Consider the following 20,053-nt stretch of genomic DNA (forward strand, 5'->3'; position numbering starts at 1 on the left):
AGGAAGTATTATAAATGATAAAGTTAAGCATTGCAATTGCAGGACTCGCATGCCTGATTGCGCAAATATCCTATGGACAGTCTGGTAAGTACAGTCATCCGGCAGCGCCTGTCGGCAACCCTGCTTTAACGGTGCCACCATCTGTTGCACCTCTGATGGATCAGTGGATGCGCGATACCTACGTAATGACGGGCCCGGATGGATATTATTACATGACAGGTACTACAGCAACACCCGGCCGCGTATTTCCTGCCGGCCGGGTACATTGCTGGGATTATAATGACGGCCTGTACCTGTGGCGATCAAGAAACCTGCAGCAATGGGAGCCTATGGGCCTGATCTGGAGTTTTGGCAGGGACGCGGCAGCATGGCAGAAAGGGGGGAAGCCGCTGGAGCCGGCCGCAATGTCGCCCAACAGGGATGTATTGGATTCCTTTTATCGCGCTGTATGGGCGCCGGAATTACACTATATCCGCAGTAAAAGGAAATGGCTGCTGGTGGCCTGTATGAATGGGGGCGCCGGCTCTTTTGTACTGGAAAGTGTTTCAGGCAAGCCGGAAGGACCATACCGAAATATTAAAGGAAATGAACGTAAGGCTATATTTCCGGATATTGATCTCAGCCTCTTTGAGGATGATAAAGGACAGGTGTACCTGGTAGGGCATAATCATTTTATTGCCAGGATGAAAGATGATCTTAGCGATGTAGCGGAGCCATTCAGAAAACTGATAGAAATGCCTTACAACCCCGAGCCGTATATTGAAGGCGTATTTATTACCAAACATCATGGCAGGTACCAGTTGCTGCAAACCATTTGGTCTGTGAAGAAAGCAGATGGCACTTTTTCGTATCTGCGGAATGATAAGAACAGGCAGGATTCTTTGTACAGCTATGATGTGGTGGTGGCAGAAGCCGATAATATTTATGGCCCCTATGGTGCCCGTTATGCTGCCATATTACAGGGTGGTCATAACAATGTCTTCAAAGACAGACAAGGCAAATGGTGGTCAACGACCTTCTTTAACCCAAGAGGCATTATGGGCACCAGGTTTTCAGTAACATGCCGGCCCGGTTTGGTACCGGTAAAATGGGTGAATGGTAAATTAAGGCCGGACACAGCACGTGCCGCCGGTTTTTATGCCGCTTTAAAATCAAATTAAACCATGATCAGGAAAATATTTACTGCTATCATTGCGCTATTGCCTACTGTGATGTATGCTCAGGAAATAGGTGCTAATTTTAATCATGATCCTGAGATCATTGACTTTGTGTACCTGCGTAAAACGCCTGTGGAATGGATCCGCACTACTCCCTATATCTTTGAGTATATAAGAGGAGAAAAGGACCCTGCTACAGCACCTGGTTTACAAAAGGTGATCGATGCTAAAAAGGCCGGCTATAAAGTAGCATTCGGTTTTCGCTGGGACTTTAAAAAGTATAAACAGCGCATACCCGTGCCTGGTTCTGCAGAAGAGAAAAAGTATTTTGCAACAGCTACGGCAATATTGGATCGTGTGGGTGCTTACATAGATATATTTAAGTTAGGCAATGAGCCTAATCTTGAAACCATGGAGGCGGATTTACAGGTGAATGCGGAAGGAGTAGTGCCATTGGTACGATTCATGGAAAGACTATTAAATGAAGTGGTGGAGCCCTATTACAGGCAGCATAACGAACTTACACGGCCAGATGTCTACGTGGGCTCATTGCCCGCGCTATTCGAGGAAGAACAGCAGCAAAAACCGGGTGTGACGGGCTTGATACGGCTGGCGCAGGAGAACATTCGCATAAAAGGGCTGGCTATTCACCTGCATATCAGCGACTCACTCGACATGGAAAACGCTTTCAGATTTGTTCGCACTATTATGCCGGACAAGCCTGTCATTGTTCCTGAGTTCTCTCTCTTCCGGCTGTACAACCACTATTTATCAGACGAACTGGGGAGCACTGCAGCGGGTATCAGCTTTGCCCATAAATATCACTATCCGCCCGGCATGAAATTGTATGAATGGTACAGCAAGGCCAATACGGAAAAGGTCAGCAGCGATGAATGGGCCGATCTCTTCGCGTCGCGTTCCTGGTTCCCGCCGCATTTTATGCAGACCTATTACAGGTATTTCCGTAAGTATGGCGTAGTACTGGCAACCTACGGATACCTCAGCCAGTCTGCGCCTGCGAAGGTGGGCCCGGGAACCGCTATATGGTTTGTCAATCCGATATTTCCCATGAAAAGCCTGCAACCGCAGGCTGACGGGTCCTATACTCCCAATCCTTTATGGTTTAATGACTTTATAGACATTGTTAATCATGGAAAGAAAAAGTAAAGGTTTTATCCTGCTACTGCTTGCATGCTTCGTGACAGGATGGACAGCTGTGAAAGCCCAGTCAAGGCCCAACATCATTGTGCTATATGCCGATGATCTGGGTTATGGTGATGTGGGATGTTATGGCGCGTCGGCAGTTAAAACGCCTCATATTGACCGCCTGGCGGCTAAAGGCGTGCGGTTTACAGACGCACATTGTTCAGCAGCAACTTGTACACCCTCGAGGGTTTCGCTCCTCACAGGTATTTATGCCTTCAGAAAGAAGGCGGCGGTTCTGCCTGGAGATGCGCCACTCCTGATCCGGCCGGGGACTGTTACCTTACCCGGCATGTTGCAGCAGGCGGGGTATTCAACCGCTGTCATTGGTAAATGGCATCTTGGATTGGGAAATGGTGTGATCGGCTGGAACGGACATATAGCACCGGGGCCTAATGAGCTTGGGTTCGACTACTCATTTATTATCCCCGCCACTACAGACCGCGTACCCACAGTATTCGTGGAGAATGGGGGTGTTCCTGACCTCGATCCCAATGATCCCATTGCGGTGAGTTATACAGGAAGGATTGGTGATGAGCCTACAGGCTTGTCAGATCCGCAATTGCTGAAACAACGTGCAGATACACAGCATAGCAATACCATTGTCAACGGCATCAGCAGGATCGGTTTCATGTCGGGTGGAAAGCGTGCCAGGTGGGTGGACGAAGAGATTCCCATGGTGCTAAATGCAAAGGTAAAGGACTTTATTGCCAGCCACATGAATCAACCGTTCTTCCTTTATTATCCTTTCCCGAATATACATGTGCCCCGGGCGCCTAACAAACGCTTTGCGGGAAAAACAAAGCTGGGAGCGCGTGGAGATGTGATTGAAGAGATGGACTGGATGGTTGGTGAAGTAACCCGGTTGCTGGATTCATTGGGTATTGCGGAAAATACATTGATTATATTCAGCAGTGATAATGGTCCGGTATTGGACGACGGCTATGAAGATTTTGCCGTGAAGCTGAATAACGGTCATCAACCCGCAGGAATATTCAGAGGTGGAAAATACAGCGCTTTTGAGGCGGGAACCAGGGTGTCCACTATTACCTGCTGGCCAGGCACAATACAGCCCGGCGTTTCAGCGGCATTGTGTTCTCAGGTGGATCTGCTGGCTTCCCTGGCAGCGTTAACGGGACAACAATTGCCTGCCGGCGCTGCGCAGGACAGCCGGAATGAACTGGACGCCTGGCTGGGCAGGTCAAAGCAGGGACGGGAATATCTGCTGGAAGAGTCTTATACGCTTTCGCTTCGCAGGAATACGTGGAAGTACATCGCTCCGCAGCAGGTGCCGGTACCTGACTGGCTGAAGAATAAAAAAATAGAACCGGGGCTGGAACAGGTGCCGCAGCTGTATGATCTGAAAAAAGATCCCGGTGAAAAGCACAATTTGGCGGACCAGTATCCGGACATCGTAAAAGCATTGAAAGCAGAACTGGAAAAAATAATACTATGAAACCACTGGCTGTATTTTTATCATCGATCGTTTTATTATCCTGTGCAGGGAGTCGTAAAAACAACAAGACCCCGGGCAAGGACGAACGGCCCAATATTGTGCTGATACTGGCGGATGATCTTGGGTATTCTGACATTGGCTGTTATGGCGGTGAGATAGAAACGCCCAACCTTGATTACCTGGCTGCAAATGGTCTGCGATTCAGACGTTTCTATAATACTTCGCGATGTTGCCCTACCAGGGCCTCATTGCTTACCGGTTTATACAATCAGCAGGCAGGCATCGGCGAAATGACGACTGCAAGGAATGAGCAGGGTTATCGCGGTTACCTGACGGAGAATACCGTTACGCTGGCAGAAGTGCTGAAAGACGCAGGCTATCACACTGCTATGTCAGGCAAGTGGCATGTATCCAATACCGTTGAGCAAGCAACGCCGGAGGCACAGCTGAAGTGGTTGAACCATCAGGCATCTCATCCTTATTTCTCGCCGGTGGAGCAGTACCCGGTGAGCAGGGGATTTGAAAAGTATTATGGCAACATCTTCGGAGTAGTGGATTATTTTGATCCTTTCAGTCTCGTGAATGGTACGACGCCTGTTGACAAGGTACCTGAAGGCTATTATCATACGGACGCTATCAATGATACTGCCGTCAGCTATATCAAAACGCTCAGCAAAGAGGATAAACCTTTCTTCCTATATGTTGCGCAAACAGCGCCGCATTGGCCATTGCAGGCATTGCCGGAGGATATAAAAAAATATGAGCAGACCTATAAGGCAGGCTGGGATGCTATCCGGGAAGCGCGCTATAAAAAAATGGTGGCGCAGGGTCTGATCGATCCGGCCACGACGCCTTTATCGCCCCGCATGAACAAGGAACTGAGCTGGGAAAATAACCCGGACAAGGAATGGGATGCAAGGGCAATGGCGGTGCATGCAGCAATGATAGACAGGATGGATCAGGGCATAGGGCGTATTATTCAGGCCCTGAAGGAAAGCGGTAAGCTCGGCAACACGATCATCGTATTCCTGAGCGACAATGGTGCCAGTCCTGAAAACTGTATGCGGTATGGGCCCGGCTTTGACCGTCCGGGCCAGACCAGGGACGGAAAAGAGATACACTATCCGGTGAAAAAGGATGTACTTCCCGGTCCGCAGACCACTTTTGCGTCCATTGGTGAAAGATGGGCGAATGTAGCTAATACCCCTTATCAGTATGCCAAAGCGCAGTCTTATGAAGGTGGTGTACGCACACCTATGATCGTCTACTGGCCAAAGGGAGTAAATGCAAAAGGAGGATTTACTGATCATATGGGGCATGTAATGGATTTTATGCCCACTTTCCTGCAAGTGGCGAAAGCGCACTATCCCGATACATACAGAGGCCACAATATTACGCCTTATACAGGTGTGAGCCTGTTGCCTGCATTCGAAGGAAAGGAACGCCAGGGACACGATGCATTGTACAATGAGCATTTTAACGCCCGTTATGTACGCGAGGGTGAGTGGAAACTGGTATCGTTGGCCGGCGATACTACCTGGCGTTTGTATAGGATCAACCAGGACGAAACAGAGCTGAATGACCTGGCAGGACAGCATCCTGATATCGTATCCAAAATGGCCGCTCAATGGAGACAATGGGCCAATACGCATAATGTTTTTCCTAAACCCGGTAAAAAGTAAAATCTATGTTCACAAGAAGCGTAATGATGCTGATGGCCTGTGGTCTGTTAATGATCAACATGGCTTCAGCGCAAAAGAGATGGTCAGCCGAAAAGGCAAATGAATGGTATGCCAGGCAGGGATGGCTGAGAGGAAGTAATTTCCAACCCTCTACAGCTATCAACCAGCTCGAGATGTTCCAGGCGGAAACGTTTGATACCGCTACTATCGACCGTGAGCTTGGCTGGGCGGAAAACCTGGGGCTCAATGTGATGAGGGTTTACCTGCATCACCTGGTCTGGGCTGCTGATAAGGCAGGATTTAAGCAACGCCTGGATACCTACCTGGCAATCTCTTCCAGGCACCACATTAAAACCCTGTTCGTATTCTTTGACGATTGCTGGAATGATACGGCATGGCTGGGTAAACAGCCTGAGCCCAAAACAGGCGTGCACAACTCAGGCTGGGTAAGAGATCCCGGTACCATGATATACACGCATCCTGATACCATGAAAGTGCTTGAGGCCTATGTTAAAGATGTGCTGACAACTTTCAGGAATGACGACCGTATCCTGTTGTGGGATCTTTACAATGAACCGGGTAATAACAAGCAATTTGGCAAAAGCATGCCTTTATTGCAAAAAGTATTTCAATGGGCATGGGAAGTAAGGCCCTCACAGCCGGTAAGCTCAGGCGTATGGAACGACGGCCCCGCATTTAAAGAGCTGAATAAGTTCCAGCTGGAGAATTCCGATGTGACTACCTATCACAATTATGCGTACATTGATGATCACCGGCATACTGTAGATACATTGAGAAAGTATGGCAGACCCATGATCTGCACTGAGTATATGGCGAGGAGGAATGGCAGTTTATTCCAGCTGATCATGCCAATGCTGAAGGCAGAAAATGTAGGCGCTATCAACTGGGGATTTGTAAGCGGGAAAACCAATACGATTTACGCATGGGACACGCCGATGCCAGACGGAAAAGAACCACAGCTATGGTTCCATGATATTTACAGGAAAGATGGAACACCCTTCAGCAAAGAGGAAGAGGCCTTTATTAAAAAGCTGTGTAAATAAGACATTCATGTGAGGTTCCTTAAAGGGAATGCAAAGGATAAATATTAGTGGATGAAGAGCGTGATTTTTTACTGTTTGATTTTCCTATACCTGAAGGGCAGTGGGCAGCAGATACGCTTCCGGAATTATTCGGTGGCGGAAGGGCTGCCCTCCAGCACTGTGCGGGCAATTGCGCAGGATGACCAGGGCTACCTCTGGTTTGGTACCAAGAACGGGATCAGCCGTTTTGACGGGTATCAGTTCAGGAATTTCCAATATAAAAAGAATGACTCAACTTCCCTGGGCAATAACTTTATACATTGTATAGCCCGGGTAGACAGTATCCACCTGTGGATAGGGACGGAGAACGGCGTTTATATACTCGACCTGGAAAAAGAACAGTTCTCTCATTTTGGTTCAACAAATGAGAAAAGTGTCTTTGATATTATGCGCGATAAGGATGGTATCGTATGGTATACATCGCGGCTGAATGGGTTATACCGCTATGATCCGGTGAAAAGATCCTTGCGCAATTTCAAGGCAGGCAATTCAGGCTTGTCCAGCGACCAGGTTACCAGGATGGCGCAGGATGACGATGGCAATATCTGGATCGGCACTTATGGTAACGGTATTGACATTTATAATCCTGCCACGGGATCGTTTACCAACCTCCATTCTGGAACAAGTGGACTGAGCAACGACTTCATCAATACGATATATAAAGGGACGGATGGTGTCATGTGGGTAGGCACCATGAATGGCGGCCTGTGTAAATGGCAACCCCGGCAAAGAACATTCCGCGTTTACCGCAACGACAAAAGCGGTTCTTCTATTAACGACGATATTGTACGGGCTCTCTGCCAGGTATCGCCCGGCAGGATATATGTGGGTACTGAGAAAGGACTGAATGTGCTGGATATTGCAACGGATAAATTTACAGTATATACCAACCAGGGGAATGACCCTTTCAGCATCAGCGATAATGCCATTTATTCCCTGTTTCCTGACAAGGCAGGCACAATGTGGGTGGGGACTTTCTTTGGAGGGGCCAGTTACTTTAATGAGAAGGGCGCTGCTTTTGAGCTGTATTATCCGACAGGAGAACACGATGCTTTATCCGGCCGTGCTGTGAGTTGTTTTCTCGAAGATGGTCCCGGGAAATTATGGATTGGCACAGAAGATGGTGGCCTGCAATATTTCAATACCCTTACGCGCACTTTTCAGCAATATCCTTTTCTGCCTGGCCAGCAGAAACTTTCGTATCATAACATTCATACATTGGTAAGGGATAAAGATGGCAACATCTGGATCGGACTGTTTGCCGGCGGTGTGAATGTGCTTGATCCCCGGACGGGTAAGGTATCATATTACCAGCATCAGCCGGGAAATATCCACTCACTGAACAGTGACAACGTTTTCTGCATTTACCAGGACAGGGACAACAGGATATGGATAGGAACCGACAAGGGACTGGACCTGTATGATAGCGGTCGCCGTGATTTTACAAGAGTGTTGCAGGAGGGTGTGAGCAATACCATTATTTATGATATTTACGAAGACGCAAATAAGACACTCTGGTTTGCCACATACAATGATGGACTGATATGCTACAACAAGAAAACGGAACAGTGGGGTAAGGTAACAGCGGATGGCATGAATAAGCTGACCTGTCTGTATGATGATCACCAGGGCCACTTATGGATAGGCTCAGATGGCGGCGGCTTGCATATATATAATTTTAAGACGAAGCAGGCAGCACCCTACAATGACAAAGCGGGCATTAATGCCAATGTGGTGTATGGTATTCGTCAGGACGACGCCGGACAAATATGGATCACCACCAATGATGGCATTTATAGTATAGACCCGTCAAAAAGGAAGGCGAGACATTTTACGCCACAGGATAATCTGCAAAGCCGGCAGTTCAATTACAGGGCATTCTATAAAATGTCCGATGGTAAGCTATTTGCTGGTGGCATCAAGGGCTTTAATGCTTTTTATCCTGAGAAAGTATCTGCTGCTACAGATAAGATCCGTGTATCTTTTACCAATTTCCAGCTGTTCAACAGGCAGGTACCACTGGCAGCAGGCGGACCATTACAGAAACAGATCAATTATACGAACAAGCTGGTATTGCAGCACGATCAGTCAGTCATCAGTTTTGAATTTGCTGCACTCAATTTCAGCGCACCGGAGAAGCTGAGCTATGCCTATAAGATGGAGGGCTTTGACCCGGACTGGAACTATGTAGGTGACCAGCGAAAGGCAACCTATACGAATTTGTCGCCCGGCTCTTATACTTTCAGGGTAAAGGCTACGGCTGAAAGTAGCAACTGGGATGTGCCCGAATCTACGATGAGGTTGATCATACGACCACCATTCTACAGGACCACGGTAGCATATATTATTTTCACGCTGTTGGTATTGGTGGCGGCTTACTGCATATATCGGTATTTGTCCAATCGTATCCGAAGACAGAACCAGATCAGGATAGAACGTCTGAAGAACAAGGAAGAGCAGGAATTTTATGCCAGGAAGATCGAATTTTTTACGGTGATGGCACATGAAATAAGGACGCCCTTATCGTTGATCATTGCGCCATTGGAGAAACTGTTGTCTATGAGCAAGTGGCAGCATGAAGAAAAAGCGCAACTGGCTATTATGGATGAGAATGCAGAGCGGCTGATGGACCTGGTGAACCAGCTGCTTGATTTCCGGAGAATTGAAAGTGATGCTTATGAGATCAGGAAAGAGGAGGTAGAGATCATATCATTGGTGCAGTCTATCTATTCCCGTTTTTCTTCACTGCCTTATCAGAAAGATATTGAATTCACAATGAGCACCCGGGTGAGCCGTTTATTATTGCAGGCAGATCCTGAAGTGTTGAATAAGATATTGAGCAACCTCCTCATCAACGCGTTCAAGTTTGCGAAGAAGAAAGTGAATATCACCGTTTTTGATATGACAGGCGCTGATGGAGAAGACCCACGCCTGTGCATTAGCGTGGAGGATGATGGAATCGGCATTCCGGCGGCCGATATGAAGAACATCTTCAAACAATTCTTTACTACTGCCAGGGAACATCAGGAATACCGTAATATGGGCGGTACAGGCATTGGCCTGGCCCTGGCCAGTTCACTGTCTGAAAGGCATGGAGCAAAATTGCTGGTGGAAAGCAGGGAAGGAGAGAGGACGATCTTCACCCTGGAACTGCCGCTTGCCAAGCAACGGACGGCCAGGCAGGAATTCAACTATCAGGAAGGGATCATTGACGAAGAAAAACCATTGATCCTGGTGGTAGAGGACGAGGCATCAATTCAATCATTCCTGGCCGGAAGTTTTCATGAGAACGGATATAATGTTGTGACAGCCGCCAATGGGAAGGCTGCCATGCAGCTGATAGAGGTCCACTCCATAGACCTGGTGATATCGGATATTATGATGGCGGAGATGGACGGCCTGGAATTATGCCACCAGGTGAAAACGAATGTAGCGTACAGTCATATCCCATTCATATTGCTCACTGCAAAAGGCAATAGTGAATCGGAACTGAAGGGAATAGAAGCGGGAGCTGACGCATATATCATGAAGCCGTTCAAGTGGAAGCACATTGCAGCGATCGTAAAGAACCTGATCGCTTCCAGGGAGAAGCTGCGCCTGAAATATTCAGAGCAGCCTAACAGTGACGTGAGTGTGCTGGCCACCAACAGCAGGGATAAGGTGTTCATGGAAAAGGTAGTGAGTATTATCGAAGAGCGGATCATTGACCCGCAACTTTCCGTAGAGGAACTAAGCAGGAACATGGCCATGAGCCGCTCGAACCTGCATAAGAAACTGAAATCCCTTTCGGGATATGTACCCAATGAGCTGATAAAGCTGGTAAGGCTGAAGCATGCGGCAAGGCTGCTGCAGGCAGGGGCACATACGGTAACAGAAATAGCCTATATGACAGGGTTTAGTTCACCATCCTATTTTTCGAAGTGTTTTTTGCAACAGTTTAAGGTAACGCCAAAAGAATACGCAGACAATAAGACAAGGCCGGGAGCGCAGGATGTAGAAGACCTGATGAAGAAGGGCTAGGAAGTCGTGTTAGTTTTTTTTCTTCTCAATGGTACCATCCGGCTACCAGCACGACATCTTATAGACAATCCTATTAATAACCATTAGCTATCCTTGAAATTGCTTAAGCTACCCTTGTGTAGATCCTTAAGTATCAATCTTAAAACCCGAATCAATGAGAACAAAACAATGGATCAGGGCAGGCATGCTGGCCTGTGCTCTTCTAATTACGTCTTTATTGTCCTTTGCACAGTTTAGAGTGATCGGATACATGCCCTCCTGGTCGGGGGATGTAAATGCTGTGCAATACAGCAAGCTTACTCACATTAACTATGCGTTTGTATTACCTACGGCAACAGGAGGATTACAGGGCGTTGATAACCCTTCCAAACTGCAAAGCCTCGTTTCGCTGGCACATGCCAACGGCGTTAAAGTGCTGATCTCTATCGGCGGCTGGAACAATGGTGATGACAGCGGTTTTGAATCATTGGCAGGGAACAGTAGTTACCGTACCAATTTTACCAACAGCGTGATGAATTTTGTGAGCCAGTATAACCTGGATGGTGCTGATATTGACTGGGAGTATCCGGATCCGGGTGCTTCAGCCAACAACTACCTCGCGTTAATGACACAGCTGGCTACGGCTTTGCATGCACAGGGTAAACTGCTGACAGCCGCTGTAGTAGGTACCGGCGGTGAAGGTGTACTCAGTTCTGTGTTTTCACAGGTAGACTTCCTGAACCTGATGGCATATGACTATAACAACTATGATCACTCCACTTATGCATATGCATCACAATCTATATCTTACTGGAAGGGTAGGGGCTTACCTGCCAGCAAAACAGTACTGGGCGTACCTTTTTATGGCCGTCCGAGCTGGGAGAGTTATGCTGCGTTGATCGCAAGAGGAGCCAGTCCCTATTCAGACACCTACAACGGTGTCGGTTATAATGGCATCACTACTATTAAAAGTAAAACTGACCTGGCCTGGGATCAGGGAAGCGGCATTATGATGTGGGAACTTTCCCAGGATGCTGTGGGTGCTTATTCATTGCTTTCCGCTATTCATGATGAAGTGCTGGTGAAAGGCGGCGGCAACGGCGGTAATAAAGTGCCTGTAGTGAATATCACTTCTCCTGTAGGCGGTGCCACATTTAATGCGCCTGCTACTGTTACTATTACGGCATCTGCTTCTGATCCGGATGGTTCAGTTACCAAGGTAGAATTTTATAACGGCAGCGTTAAGCTGGGACAAGCTACATCCAGCCCTTATAGCTACACATGGACAAATGTAGCGACTGGCAATTATACGCTGAGCGCTAAGGCTACTGATAATGCCGGTGCAGTAACTACGGCAACTGTTTCAATTGTAGTAAATGGTACCGGTGGTAATTCCTGTGATGGCATTGCTGCATGGTCAGCCAGTGCTGTTTATACCGGCAATATGCAGGTTGTTTACAATAGCAAAATATACACCGCCAAATGGTGGACGCAGAATGAGCAGCCTGACACACACAGCGGAGATGGCCAGGTGTGGAAATATGAAAGAGATTGTGGTGGTGGTACTAATCCAGGCAACAACTCCCCGGTAGTAAGCATTACTTCTCCTGCAGGCGGCGCTTCATTTACTGCTCCGGCTTCTGTAACCATTACCGCTGCTGCAAGCGATGCAGACGGCAGCATTGCAAAAGTGGCCTTCTACAATGGCAGCGCGAAACTGGGTGAAGTGAGCAGCGCTCCTTATACCTATACCTGGAACAACGTAGCGGCAGGAACTTATACGCTTACTGCGGTTGCTACAGATAATGGCGGCGCGACCACTACCAGTGGCGGCGTGAATATCGCTGTCAATGGATCTACCGGAGGTGGTAACTGTGCAGGCGTACCTGCTTATGCACCATATCCTGCCGTGTATAATATGGGAGACAAGGTGGTGTATAATGGTAATCTGTATGAGTCGCTCGCTAACGGATTGTATAACGTTACCCCTGGAACAGCAGACTATTGGTGGAAGCCATTGGGCGCTTGCTCCGGTAGTGCAAAGCTGGCGGTAGCGGATGTGAAGGCTGTTAGTCCTACGGCTGCCGTTAAATCACTGGTTGTGTATCCGAATCCTGTGACTGGTTCAACTGTGCAGATCCAGGTGAACGCAGCGGCAGCTGAGAAGATATATGTAGAGGTATGGGGAATTAAAGGTGGAAAACCTGTGTTACGTAAGGAGTATGTGGGTAGCGGCAAAGGTCAGCAGTTGATCAGTGTTGATATTAGCAGCGTACCACAAGGTACGTGGATTATAAAGACTGTAAATGCGGCTGGTACGCGTAAAGAAAGTGCGAAGTTCATTCGCATGTAGTTTTAAATAGGTGAAATGAGAAGGGCCGTCTCGCGAGAGGCGGCCTTTTTTGGGGGTATAAGGTTTTTCGGGGCATTCCTGTGAGGTACAAATAGTCAGATCATGATACGGTAAAAGTCGCAGCGAGTTGGTTGTTTCAATTCCTGTGTGGTACAATTCAGACTGGGCTCACTTGCTAATTCTGTTGTCGGGCCATCTCGTTTCAATTCCTATACGGCACAATTCAAACGATCGGAGGCGCAGCCGTGGAAGGTTTTACACCAGAGTTTCAATTCCTATGCGGTACAATTCAAGCACTAACAAGATTACAACATATACCTACAATAACAAGTTTCAATTCCGATATGGTGCAATTCAAACTGAGGATGAATATCTATACACCGTTACCGCATCTACTGTTTCAATTCTTATACGGTACAATTCAAACACGGTAAGGCTGTACGTTGGTATATCCCTGGAAGAAATGTTTCAATTCCTATACGGTATAATTCAAGCTCAGCAAAATAAAATCCATCAGCATCTGGTGCTGTGTTTCAATTCCTATACGGTACAATTCAAACTTCGTGCAATCTTTTTACAATGGCGGCTTTAAATTCGTTTCAATTCCTATACGGTACAATTCAAACTGCACGGAGTTAGCCAGCAGCATTACCTGGCCCTCAAGTTTCAATTCCTGTACGGTACAATTCAAACCTCCCCTACAGCATTTGATAAAACTATAGCAGAACGGTTTCAATTCCCATACGGTACAATTCAAACCGCGCTGTTTGCGCTTATTTCGTTTATAACTCTCATGTTTCAATTCCTATACGGTACAATTCAACCTACCTCAACGGCAATTTTATCAGCTGTCTTTATCTCGTTTCAATTCCTATACGGTACAATTCAAACATAGTCACAATTTTGACAAAGCGAACTGGCTAGAAGAGTTTCAATTCCTATACGGTACAATTCAAACTCTCCTCGTGAATAAAACCATCTTCGACTGGAAGATGTTTCAATTCCTATACGGTACAATTCAAACATATAAGACATCTGATCAGTCAATATGGTATTATAAGTTTCAATTCCTATACGGTACAATTCAAACTATTAACAGGCGCTTTTGCGTGTAAAATTTTGATAGTTTCAATTCCTATACGGTACAATTCAAACCGTTCTATGATGCGAAAGAGGTGGTCCGGGAAAGTGGTTTCAATTCCTATACGGTACAATTCAAACAAGATCTTTCATGCGCAACATGACACCACATGATAAGTTTCAATTCCTATACGGTACAATTCAAACGGTGTGGGGATATTTGCCGAAAGGATATTTTTACTAGTTTCAATTCCTATACGGTACAATTCAAACATGCTGATCGAGTGAGCGCAGATATACAGAATATACCGTTTCAATTCCTATACGGTACAATTCAAACCTGATGGGAAAACTGACCCTTGCCAACATCCTGCGTTTGTTTCAATTCCTATACGGTACAATTCAAACGCAGGTCACGAGGATAAAGAGCTAACTAGCGTATAGTTTCAATTCCTATACGGTACAATTCAAACTTGATCAACAGACGTCTGAGTAGACAGAATGATATAGTTTCAATTCCTATACGGTACAATTCAAACATTTTCTGTTCAGGCATTGTCGTCTGTTTTAGTGTCGTTTCAATTCCTATACGGTACAATTCAAACAACATTCTGCCGCAGGGATACCAACATGTTATAATCGTTTCAATTCCTATACGGTACAATTCAAACCCTCCTCATCAGAGAATATAACCTCGAGCTTAAAGGGTTTCAATTCCTATACGGTACAATTCAAACAGACCACATTATTCGCATAAAATATCACATTCAAAAGTTTCAATTCCTATACGGTACAATTCAAACGCCGGCGAGAAAGAGACCTGCGAGACGCTATATAAGTTTCAATTCCTATACGGTACAATTCAAACTGTCCAACCTGATTTGTGCTGCCGTCATTTGGTTGAGTTTCAATTCCTATACGGTACAATTCAAACGAGTTTTTTCGTTAGTTCTATCGACCGGAAGAGCAGTTTCAATTCCTATACGGTACAATTCAAACTCTAGTAAAGATCTTTTCGAGCAGGAACGCGAAGCTAGTTTCAATTCCTATACGGTACAATTCAAACTAGCTCGATTTGATCAACAGTCAGCGTCTCTATTCGTTTCTATTCCTATACGGTACAATTCAAACCAACTACACTGTAGGTGATCCCGGAGCGCCTGCGGAGTTTCAATTCCTATACGGTACAATTCAAACCAAAGGCGGCTTTTGCATCGTCCTGGCATAGTCGTTTGTTTCAATTCCTATACGGTACAATTCAAACAGATATACACCGAGCCGGCAGATAGACAATAACATAGTTTCAATTCCTATACGGTACAATTCAAACTCGAAGGACCGGTATTACTTAGACCAGTCAGATGAGTTTCAATTCCTATACGGTACAATTCAAACCTTTGCTTTCTTTGAACTGCTGTTCTGTCCAGGTGGGTTTCAATTCCTATACGGTACAATTCAAACGAATACGTCATATGAAAATGGCGCCCGGGTAAAGAAGTTTCAATTCCTATACGGTACAATTCAAACAGTTCCTGCTTTTGTATTTTGCTAACTTTTGAATACGTTTCAATTCCTATACGGTACAATTCAAACCCGCCGAAAAGTATATATCAATCCTTTGGGTTCCAATAACTTAATTTAATTAAAATCACGTGATTTGTTCCTCCCAGGTCGTCTACCTATAAAAGTATAATTTCCCCTGGACATAGACGATGGGATTAATCTATTGGCAGTTAACGCATTACATGTTGTGGGCATAACTCTGGAAAGGCAAGATTTCCTAAAATCATTAACCTCGACGCCTACAAAACATTATCAATCTCATTCTTCTCTTTGCCAATGACCTGTTTCTCCAACCATTTTTCCTGACGGGTTTTAAAGATAATAAGGCTGTCTTTCCGGGCATCCATGATTAACTCAGCCTCAAAAATGAGTTCTTTTAATTGTACAGGACTTAATTCTCCTTCGAATACGCTGTTTTGAATCCAGTGTAGGTATCTTCTGCAAAGTTTAAGCATCTTGGATACCCGCTTTTCTTCAATATCATATACAAGTATAATATACATAGATTACCACCAGGCTTTAAATGGTTTATACTCTTCAATGTTCAGAATGTGCTTGGTTAATTTATAGCATTCCAGTTTGACAAGATGTTTGTAACTGACATTTCTGCCAAGAGACCGGTGTTTGATCGTTTCGTTGATTTTCTCGTCCCAGGATTTGACAATAATTTTTCTACCGCTTTCCTTTAACAAACAGCTATTTAATTTATGGTCGAAATCACTGGCCTGTATTTGCTTTTTGTTTAATAAGGAAAATATCAGGCGATCTACCAGTATTGGCTTAAAGATCTCTGACAGATCTAAGGCTAATGAATATCGTCGTTCACCTGGCTGATGTAGAAAGCTGATTGTAGGGTTAAGCTGTGTGTGGTAGATCATATCAAGGCAAAGTGTATAACAGAGGCTGTTAATAAATGAGATCATGGCGTTAATCTCATTTGAAGGAGGCCGCTTGCTGCGTTGTCCCATTTCAAAATCATTGATAATGATAGAGAATGCCTCATAGTAGCTTGACCTGATGTTTCCTTCTATTCCCATGAGCATATCAATATCGGTTGTTGATAATATGCTCTCCGTTAAAAACTCAATACGGCTAATCTGTTCAGAGGTGTCTTTTTGCCGGTTATTGTAATATCTGAGGTTCTTCAGCATATTGAAAGCGGCTCCTTCAGTTAGTTTCTGAGCGAGTGATAATCTTTCACGGAAGTTTGAATGGACATTTGTTTGAGCGATGATCATTTTTCCTGCCAATAGATAATCTTTGGGCATATAGGAACCCGTGTAATGTTCATAGTAATCGAAGAAGTGAACACTTATATGTTCTTTCCCAAGGAAGTTATACAGGGTGCTATTGGTGTCAAGGCTGCCAAAAACATATAGGTTGTCAACGGTTTCAACAGGGATGTACTTTGTAGAGGATTCATTCCCATTATCGTCTGTTACAGCGAATTTAAGCGTATTATCTTCCCGGCTCATCCGACCGGGGTTGAACAAATAGTATGATTTTTTCATCTGACGAGGTATTATTCAGAAGCGTAACAAAATTCATAGTAAGCGCATTTCTTACAGATTGAATTGTTCAAAAGTGGTGGACACATGAGATTTTGGACAATGTTAGTGATCTGTTCCATGCAAAGTTCCAGATACACACGATCGCTATCCGAGAAAGATACAGATTGCGTTTGCCGCAATTTAGGGTACTCGATAATGCCGGTGACGCCATTCACACCGTTCTGTTCCAGCAGCCAGATATAATATTTAACCTGCCATTCATGTGCCTCTTCCATACTGCCCGATTGCTTTATTTCGTGAATGATCTTATTCTTTGCGTCGTAGAAGTCAATTTTGCTTCCCCCTATTTCTATTTCCGTATATTTTGCGGCTCTCTGAGGATAACTGTTTTCTCCTGTTAATTTCCCTTCAGCGACCAGATCGGATGTGTGCTCAAGCGTAATGCCATTTGAGAATAACCATAGTTTCCGATGGCAGATGTGATAGTAGTTGATATGAGTTGCTGTTAAATTCATTCCTGCCGGTACAATTAACATCGGATAGAAATTAGTTCACCTGATGCTCAAAGTCAAACTGGCTGATCATTGCTGCCAATCTGTGCTCTGCCTTTTCCAGCGCATCGGCGCTGCCAACAGAACCAGCTATATGACTCGATGCAATCGGCGTGATAAACAATTCCGCTTGGGTTGATTCATCAATTTTAGGTACTGCCTGCGGACGTTCGGTGTCGTCTCTCAGATCCCCACGAATAGCATAGGCAATCTGGTTGGCATTATCACTTATAGCCAGGGCTACCGTTTCCATCAGGCTGAAAGTACGGGACTGGTTGGATGTTATTCTCCAGTTAATTAAAGCTTTTGCCAATGCAGGGATGATCTCATCTCTTTTTTCTTTCGGGCAGATCAGGCATTTGCCGAATATATTGGCCCCTTCCACCCATCCTTCAGACCGGAGCTTCTTTTCAACTTCCGGAAATAACTCCGGTTCAAGTTTATTGGTAGAAACGCAGAACAATGTGCGTAGGTCAATAGCTACATCATAGGCAAATAGCCCGCTCACGCGGGTCTGATCCTGTATAAATGCCCGGCTGGGTAAGGTTCTTTTGTTGCTTGTCAACCACTCATCCAGTTCCTCTTTTGAGAGTTGCGCCCCACGTTTTTTGTTGTCTAACCAGAACACCTTCACTTCGTGATGCTCCGGGTGAGAAGTCCTGTCGAAAGTGAGATTTTCCGTTGGGTATTCAATCCCTCCCAGCAGCGGATGCAAAGGACGCATGGCAGAAAAGGAGAGGGGACTTCTTCTTTTAACCCCGAAACTGCCGCTTTCCGCTTTCATATAACCTCCCAGCAGTTGGTCAGTGAAAGATGGATCGCAGGGAGAGTGAGGCTCCTTCTGGCTGGCCTTGTTGTCTTTTTTGTCGATCTCCCAGTTGAATGTCATGGCGGAGAAAGGCATGTTTAATGCTTCCAGAACGGAACGCTTCACCTGTTGCCCACTGGAATAGGCCATTTTTTTTCCAAATTGCGGGTCAACATAAAACTTTTGGCCATCGTTGACAGCAAATACTGTATGCTGTGCATGACGCAGGCCCCTCAGGTAAATGAATGGTGTATTTTTCATGTGTATTAATTATTATTTACTTTTTGATAAGCATATTCAAAACGGATCAGTGTTACAAAGAGCGGGAAGTTATCCGAAGGCATCCTGATAACCTGGTCGACTACATTACGGAAAACTTCCCTGTTGTCTGCTTCCAGTATTTGAGTAAGCCGGTCAATAAATGTCCGGATATTGGAAGCACTCCTGGTTTCTTCTGAAAGTGTATCCAGGTCTTTTTTCCCTCTGTTTGGTTTGCGTTCAAAGTCAAGCAATGATTTTGCGACCTCTGAAGCCAATTGATGCAGGTCTGTTTTGTTAAGCATAGCAATTATCCATAGTTTTAAAAGGTGATAATGAATGAATGATGTCTCGTCCGAAAATTTGAAGTCTTTTCCCTGGGCATAAGGAACAGATCCCTTAGGCATGAATTCCCTGAGTTTAGCCGGTTCCATCGCCTTCAGGCCGATACTTCCATTCTTACAGGCAGATTTAAAATTGTAGAATGTTTCAAGTGATTCTATTTGTTTATCATTTAATACAACACCCTCTTTATTAATAAAGATCTTATCCCTGAACTCGTACAAATGCCGGATGTCTGGGAGATATACCTTAATAAATCCGAGGGTCGTATTGGTTTGGGAGAGATTATAAGCATATATGACAATCTCCCTGGATGGATATCTTTTAGACAGCCGGAAAAATACTTTAGACCATTTCTGGGTGGGAATAGCCAGACCGCCAATCCCTTCAACAGCTTCAATGTTACTATAGTTAAAGTCTTCTTCGTTAAAGTCTTCCAATAAGGCCAGGTATAGCCACTGTCCATTCCACGTCTCGATTTGTTTGTCTTTTACATTCGGGGTTTGCTGGAGATATTTCCTGTAATGTTTCCAGCCACTGAACAGACTGAATAAGATCTCTTCTTCATCGATCAGCATCGCAAATCCGCCATTAACTCCTATGGCTAAGGCTTCTCCTATCCATGAGGCGTAGATCTCTTCTTCATCGATGTTGAAATCCATATTTGTTAACTGGCCGGAAGAGGTAGCCTGTATTTCCTCCGCTGCAAATCCTACATAGGTTGCTCCACTAGGAACGCCGTTGCGGATCTTGTTTTTAAGGTTCTGGAATTGCGCAAGAGACCTGCCGCCATATCTGGCAACATCTTCCTCCCTGGGCCTTTGAAAGAAAGGCGAGTTACCTACGTGCATCAGGTGTGATTCGTCCCGGAAAAACAGCGGAAAGAATTCTTCTTCGAAGAACTGTGCGGCTGAATAGGTCTCACTTTTGTTATGCCGTTTTCTGTAAAGGTGCAGGAATTTCTTTCCTATATAGCTTGTATACATT

12 protein-coding genes and 1 CRISPR repeat array are annotated in these 20,053 nt (G+C 45.4%); of the genes, 7 read left to right on the forward strand and 5 right to left on the reverse strand.

Annotated elements, in window-relative coordinates; genetic code table 11:
- Nucleotides 1-14: 14 nt before the first annotated feature.
- From MYF79_RS12320 to MYF79_RS12350, 7 genes are all read left to right on the forward strand, one after another.
- Entirely contained in the window at nt 15-1,160 is a 1,146-nt protein-coding gene (locus MYF79_RS12320; RefSeq protein WP_247814155.1) for a family 43 glycosylhydrolase, read from the forward strand.
- A 3-nt stretch (nt 1,161-1,163) separates the two neighbouring features.
- Nucleotides 1,164-2,324 (forward strand): hypothetical protein, encoded by a 1,161-nt coding sequence (locus MYF79_RS12325; protein WP_247814156.1) that lies wholly within the window; start codon nt 1,164-1,166, stop codon nt 2,322-2,324.
- Nucleotides 2,308-3,816 carry a sulfatase-like hydrolase/transferase gene (locus MYF79_RS12330; RefSeq protein ID WP_247814157.1) on the forward strand — a complete coding sequence of 503 codons (1,509 nt, stop codon included), beginning with the start codon at nt 2,308-2,310 and terminating at the stop codon, nt 3,814-3,816. The genes MYF79_RS12325 and MYF79_RS12330 overlap by 17 nt, the downstream gene beginning before the upstream one ends.
- A complete protein-coding gene (locus MYF79_RS12335; RefSeq protein ID WP_247814158.1) occupies nt 3,813-5,498 on the forward strand; it encodes an arylsulfatase in 1,686 nt (561 codons plus the stop codon). Before MYF79_RS12330 ends, MYF79_RS12335 begins: the two co-directional genes overlap by 4 nt.
- 5 nt (nt 5,499-5,503) lie before the next feature.
- On the forward strand, nt 5,504-6,562 hold the full coding sequence (locus MYF79_RS12340; RefSeq protein WP_247814159.1) for a glycoside hydrolase family 2 TIM barrel-domain containing protein: 1,059 nt from the start codon (nt 5,504-5,506) through the stop codon (nt 6,560-6,562).
- Between the two features lie 51 nt (nt 6,563-6,613).
- Nucleotides 6,614-10,621: a two-component regulator propeller domain-containing protein gene (locus MYF79_RS12345; RefSeq protein ID WP_247814160.1), complete on the forward strand. Its 4,008-nt coding sequence runs from the start codon at nt 6,614-6,616 to the stop codon at nt 10,619-10,621.
- 154 nt (nt 10,622-10,775) lie between these two features.
- Nucleotides 10,776-12,953, forward strand: coding sequence for a glycosyl hydrolase family 18 protein (locus tag MYF79_RS12350; protein WP_247814161.1), 2,178 nt, complete (start codon nt 10,776-10,778; stop codon nt 12,951-12,953).
- Nucleotides 12,954-13,086: 133 nt separating this feature from the next.
- Nucleotides 13,087-15,626: direct repeats of the CRISPR family, unit length 30 nt; unit sequence GTTTCAATTCCTATACGGTACAATTCAAAC.
- A gap of 209 nt (nt 15,627-15,835) precedes the next feature.
- Here the strand turns inward: MYF79_RS12350 and cas2 are convergent.
- Genes cas2 through MYF79_RS12375 form a run of 5 tightly spaced genes read right to left on the reverse strand, consistent with a single transcriptional unit; the run spans nt 15,836 to nt 20,052 of the window.
- Complete coding sequence (gene cas2 / locus MYF79_RS12355; protein WP_247814162.1) at nt 15,836-16,099, reverse strand: CRISPR-associated endonuclease Cas2; 264 nt, start codon at nt 16,097-16,099, stop codon at nt 15,836-15,838.
- A 3-nt stretch (nt 16,100-16,102) separates the two neighbouring features.
- Nucleotides 16,103-17,107 carry a type I-B CRISPR-associated endonuclease Cas1b gene (cas1b, locus tag MYF79_RS12360; protein WP_247814163.1) on the reverse strand — a complete coding sequence of 335 codons (1,005 nt, stop codon included), beginning with the start codon at nt 17,105-17,107 and terminating at the stop codon, nt 16,103-16,105.
- 11 nt (nt 17,108-17,118) lie between these two features.
- Nucleotides 17,119-17,622, reverse strand: a complete 504-nt coding sequence (cas4, locus tag MYF79_RS12365) for a CRISPR-associated protein Cas4 (RefSeq protein WP_247814164.1) — start codon at nt 17,620-17,622, stop codon at nt 17,119-17,121.
- A 31-nt stretch (nt 17,623-17,653) separates the two neighbouring features.
- A complete protein-coding gene (locus MYF79_RS12370; protein ID WP_247814165.1) occupies nt 17,654-18,727 on the reverse strand; it encodes a hypothetical protein in 1,074 nt (357 codons plus the stop codon).
- 5 nt (nt 18,728-18,732) lie between these two features.
- Entirely contained in the window at nt 18,733-20,052 is a 1,320-nt protein-coding gene (locus MYF79_RS12375) for a hypothetical protein (protein WP_247814166.1), read from the reverse strand.
- Between the last annotated feature and the right edge of the window lies 1 nt (nt 20,053).

The organism is Chitinophaga filiformis (genome assembly GCF_023100805.1).
Classification (GTDB): domain Bacteria; phylum Bacteroidota; class Bacteroidia; order Chitinophagales; family Chitinophagaceae; genus Chitinophaga; species Chitinophaga filiformis_B.

Excerpts from the sequence above, each read along its gene's own strand:
- MYF79_RS12320 (WP_247814155.1), top strand. The coding sequence starts at position 15 with ATGATAAAGTTAAGCATTGCAATTGCAGGACTCGCATGCCTGATTGCG.
- MYF79_RS12325 (WP_247814156.1), top strand. The coding sequence starts at position 1,164 with ATGATCAGGAAAATATTTACTGCTATCATTGCGCTATTGCCTACTGTG.
- MYF79_RS12330 (WP_247814157.1), top strand. The coding sequence starts at position 2,308 with ATGGAAAGAAAAAGTAAAGGTTTTATCCTGCTACTGCTTGCATGCTTC.
- MYF79_RS12335 (WP_247814158.1), top strand. The coding sequence starts at position 3,813 with ATGAAACCACTGGCTGTATTTTTATCATCGATCGTTTTATTATCCTGT.
- MYF79_RS12340 (WP_247814159.1), top strand. The coding sequence starts at position 5,504 with ATGTTCACAAGAAGCGTAATGATGCTGATGGCCTGTGGTCTGTTAATG.
- MYF79_RS12345 (WP_247814160.1), top strand. The coding sequence starts at position 6,614 with ATGAAGAGCGTGATTTTTTACTGTTTGATTTTCCTATACCTGAAGGGC.
- MYF79_RS12350 (WP_247814161.1), top strand. The coding sequence starts at position 10,776 with ATGAGAACAAAACAATGGATCAGGGCAGGCATGCTGGCCTGTGCTCTT.
- cas2 (WP_247814162.1), bottom strand. The coding sequence starts at position 16,099 with ATGTATATTATACTTGTATATGATATTGAAGAAAAGCGGGTATCCAAG.
- cas1b (WP_247814163.1), bottom strand. The coding sequence starts at position 17,107 with ATGAAAAAATCATACTATTTGTTCAACCCCGGTCGGATGAGCCGGGAA.
- cas4 (WP_247814164.1), bottom strand. The coding sequence starts at position 17,622 with ATGAATTTAACAGCAACTCATATCAACTACTATCACATCTGCCATCGG.
- MYF79_RS12370 (WP_247814165.1), bottom strand. The coding sequence starts at position 18,727 with ATGAAAAATACACCATTCATTTACCTGAGGGGCCTGCGTCATGCACAG.
- MYF79_RS12375 (WP_247814166.1), bottom strand. The coding sequence starts at position 20,052 with ATGTATACAAGCTATATAGGAAAGAAATTCCTGCACCTTTACAGAAAA.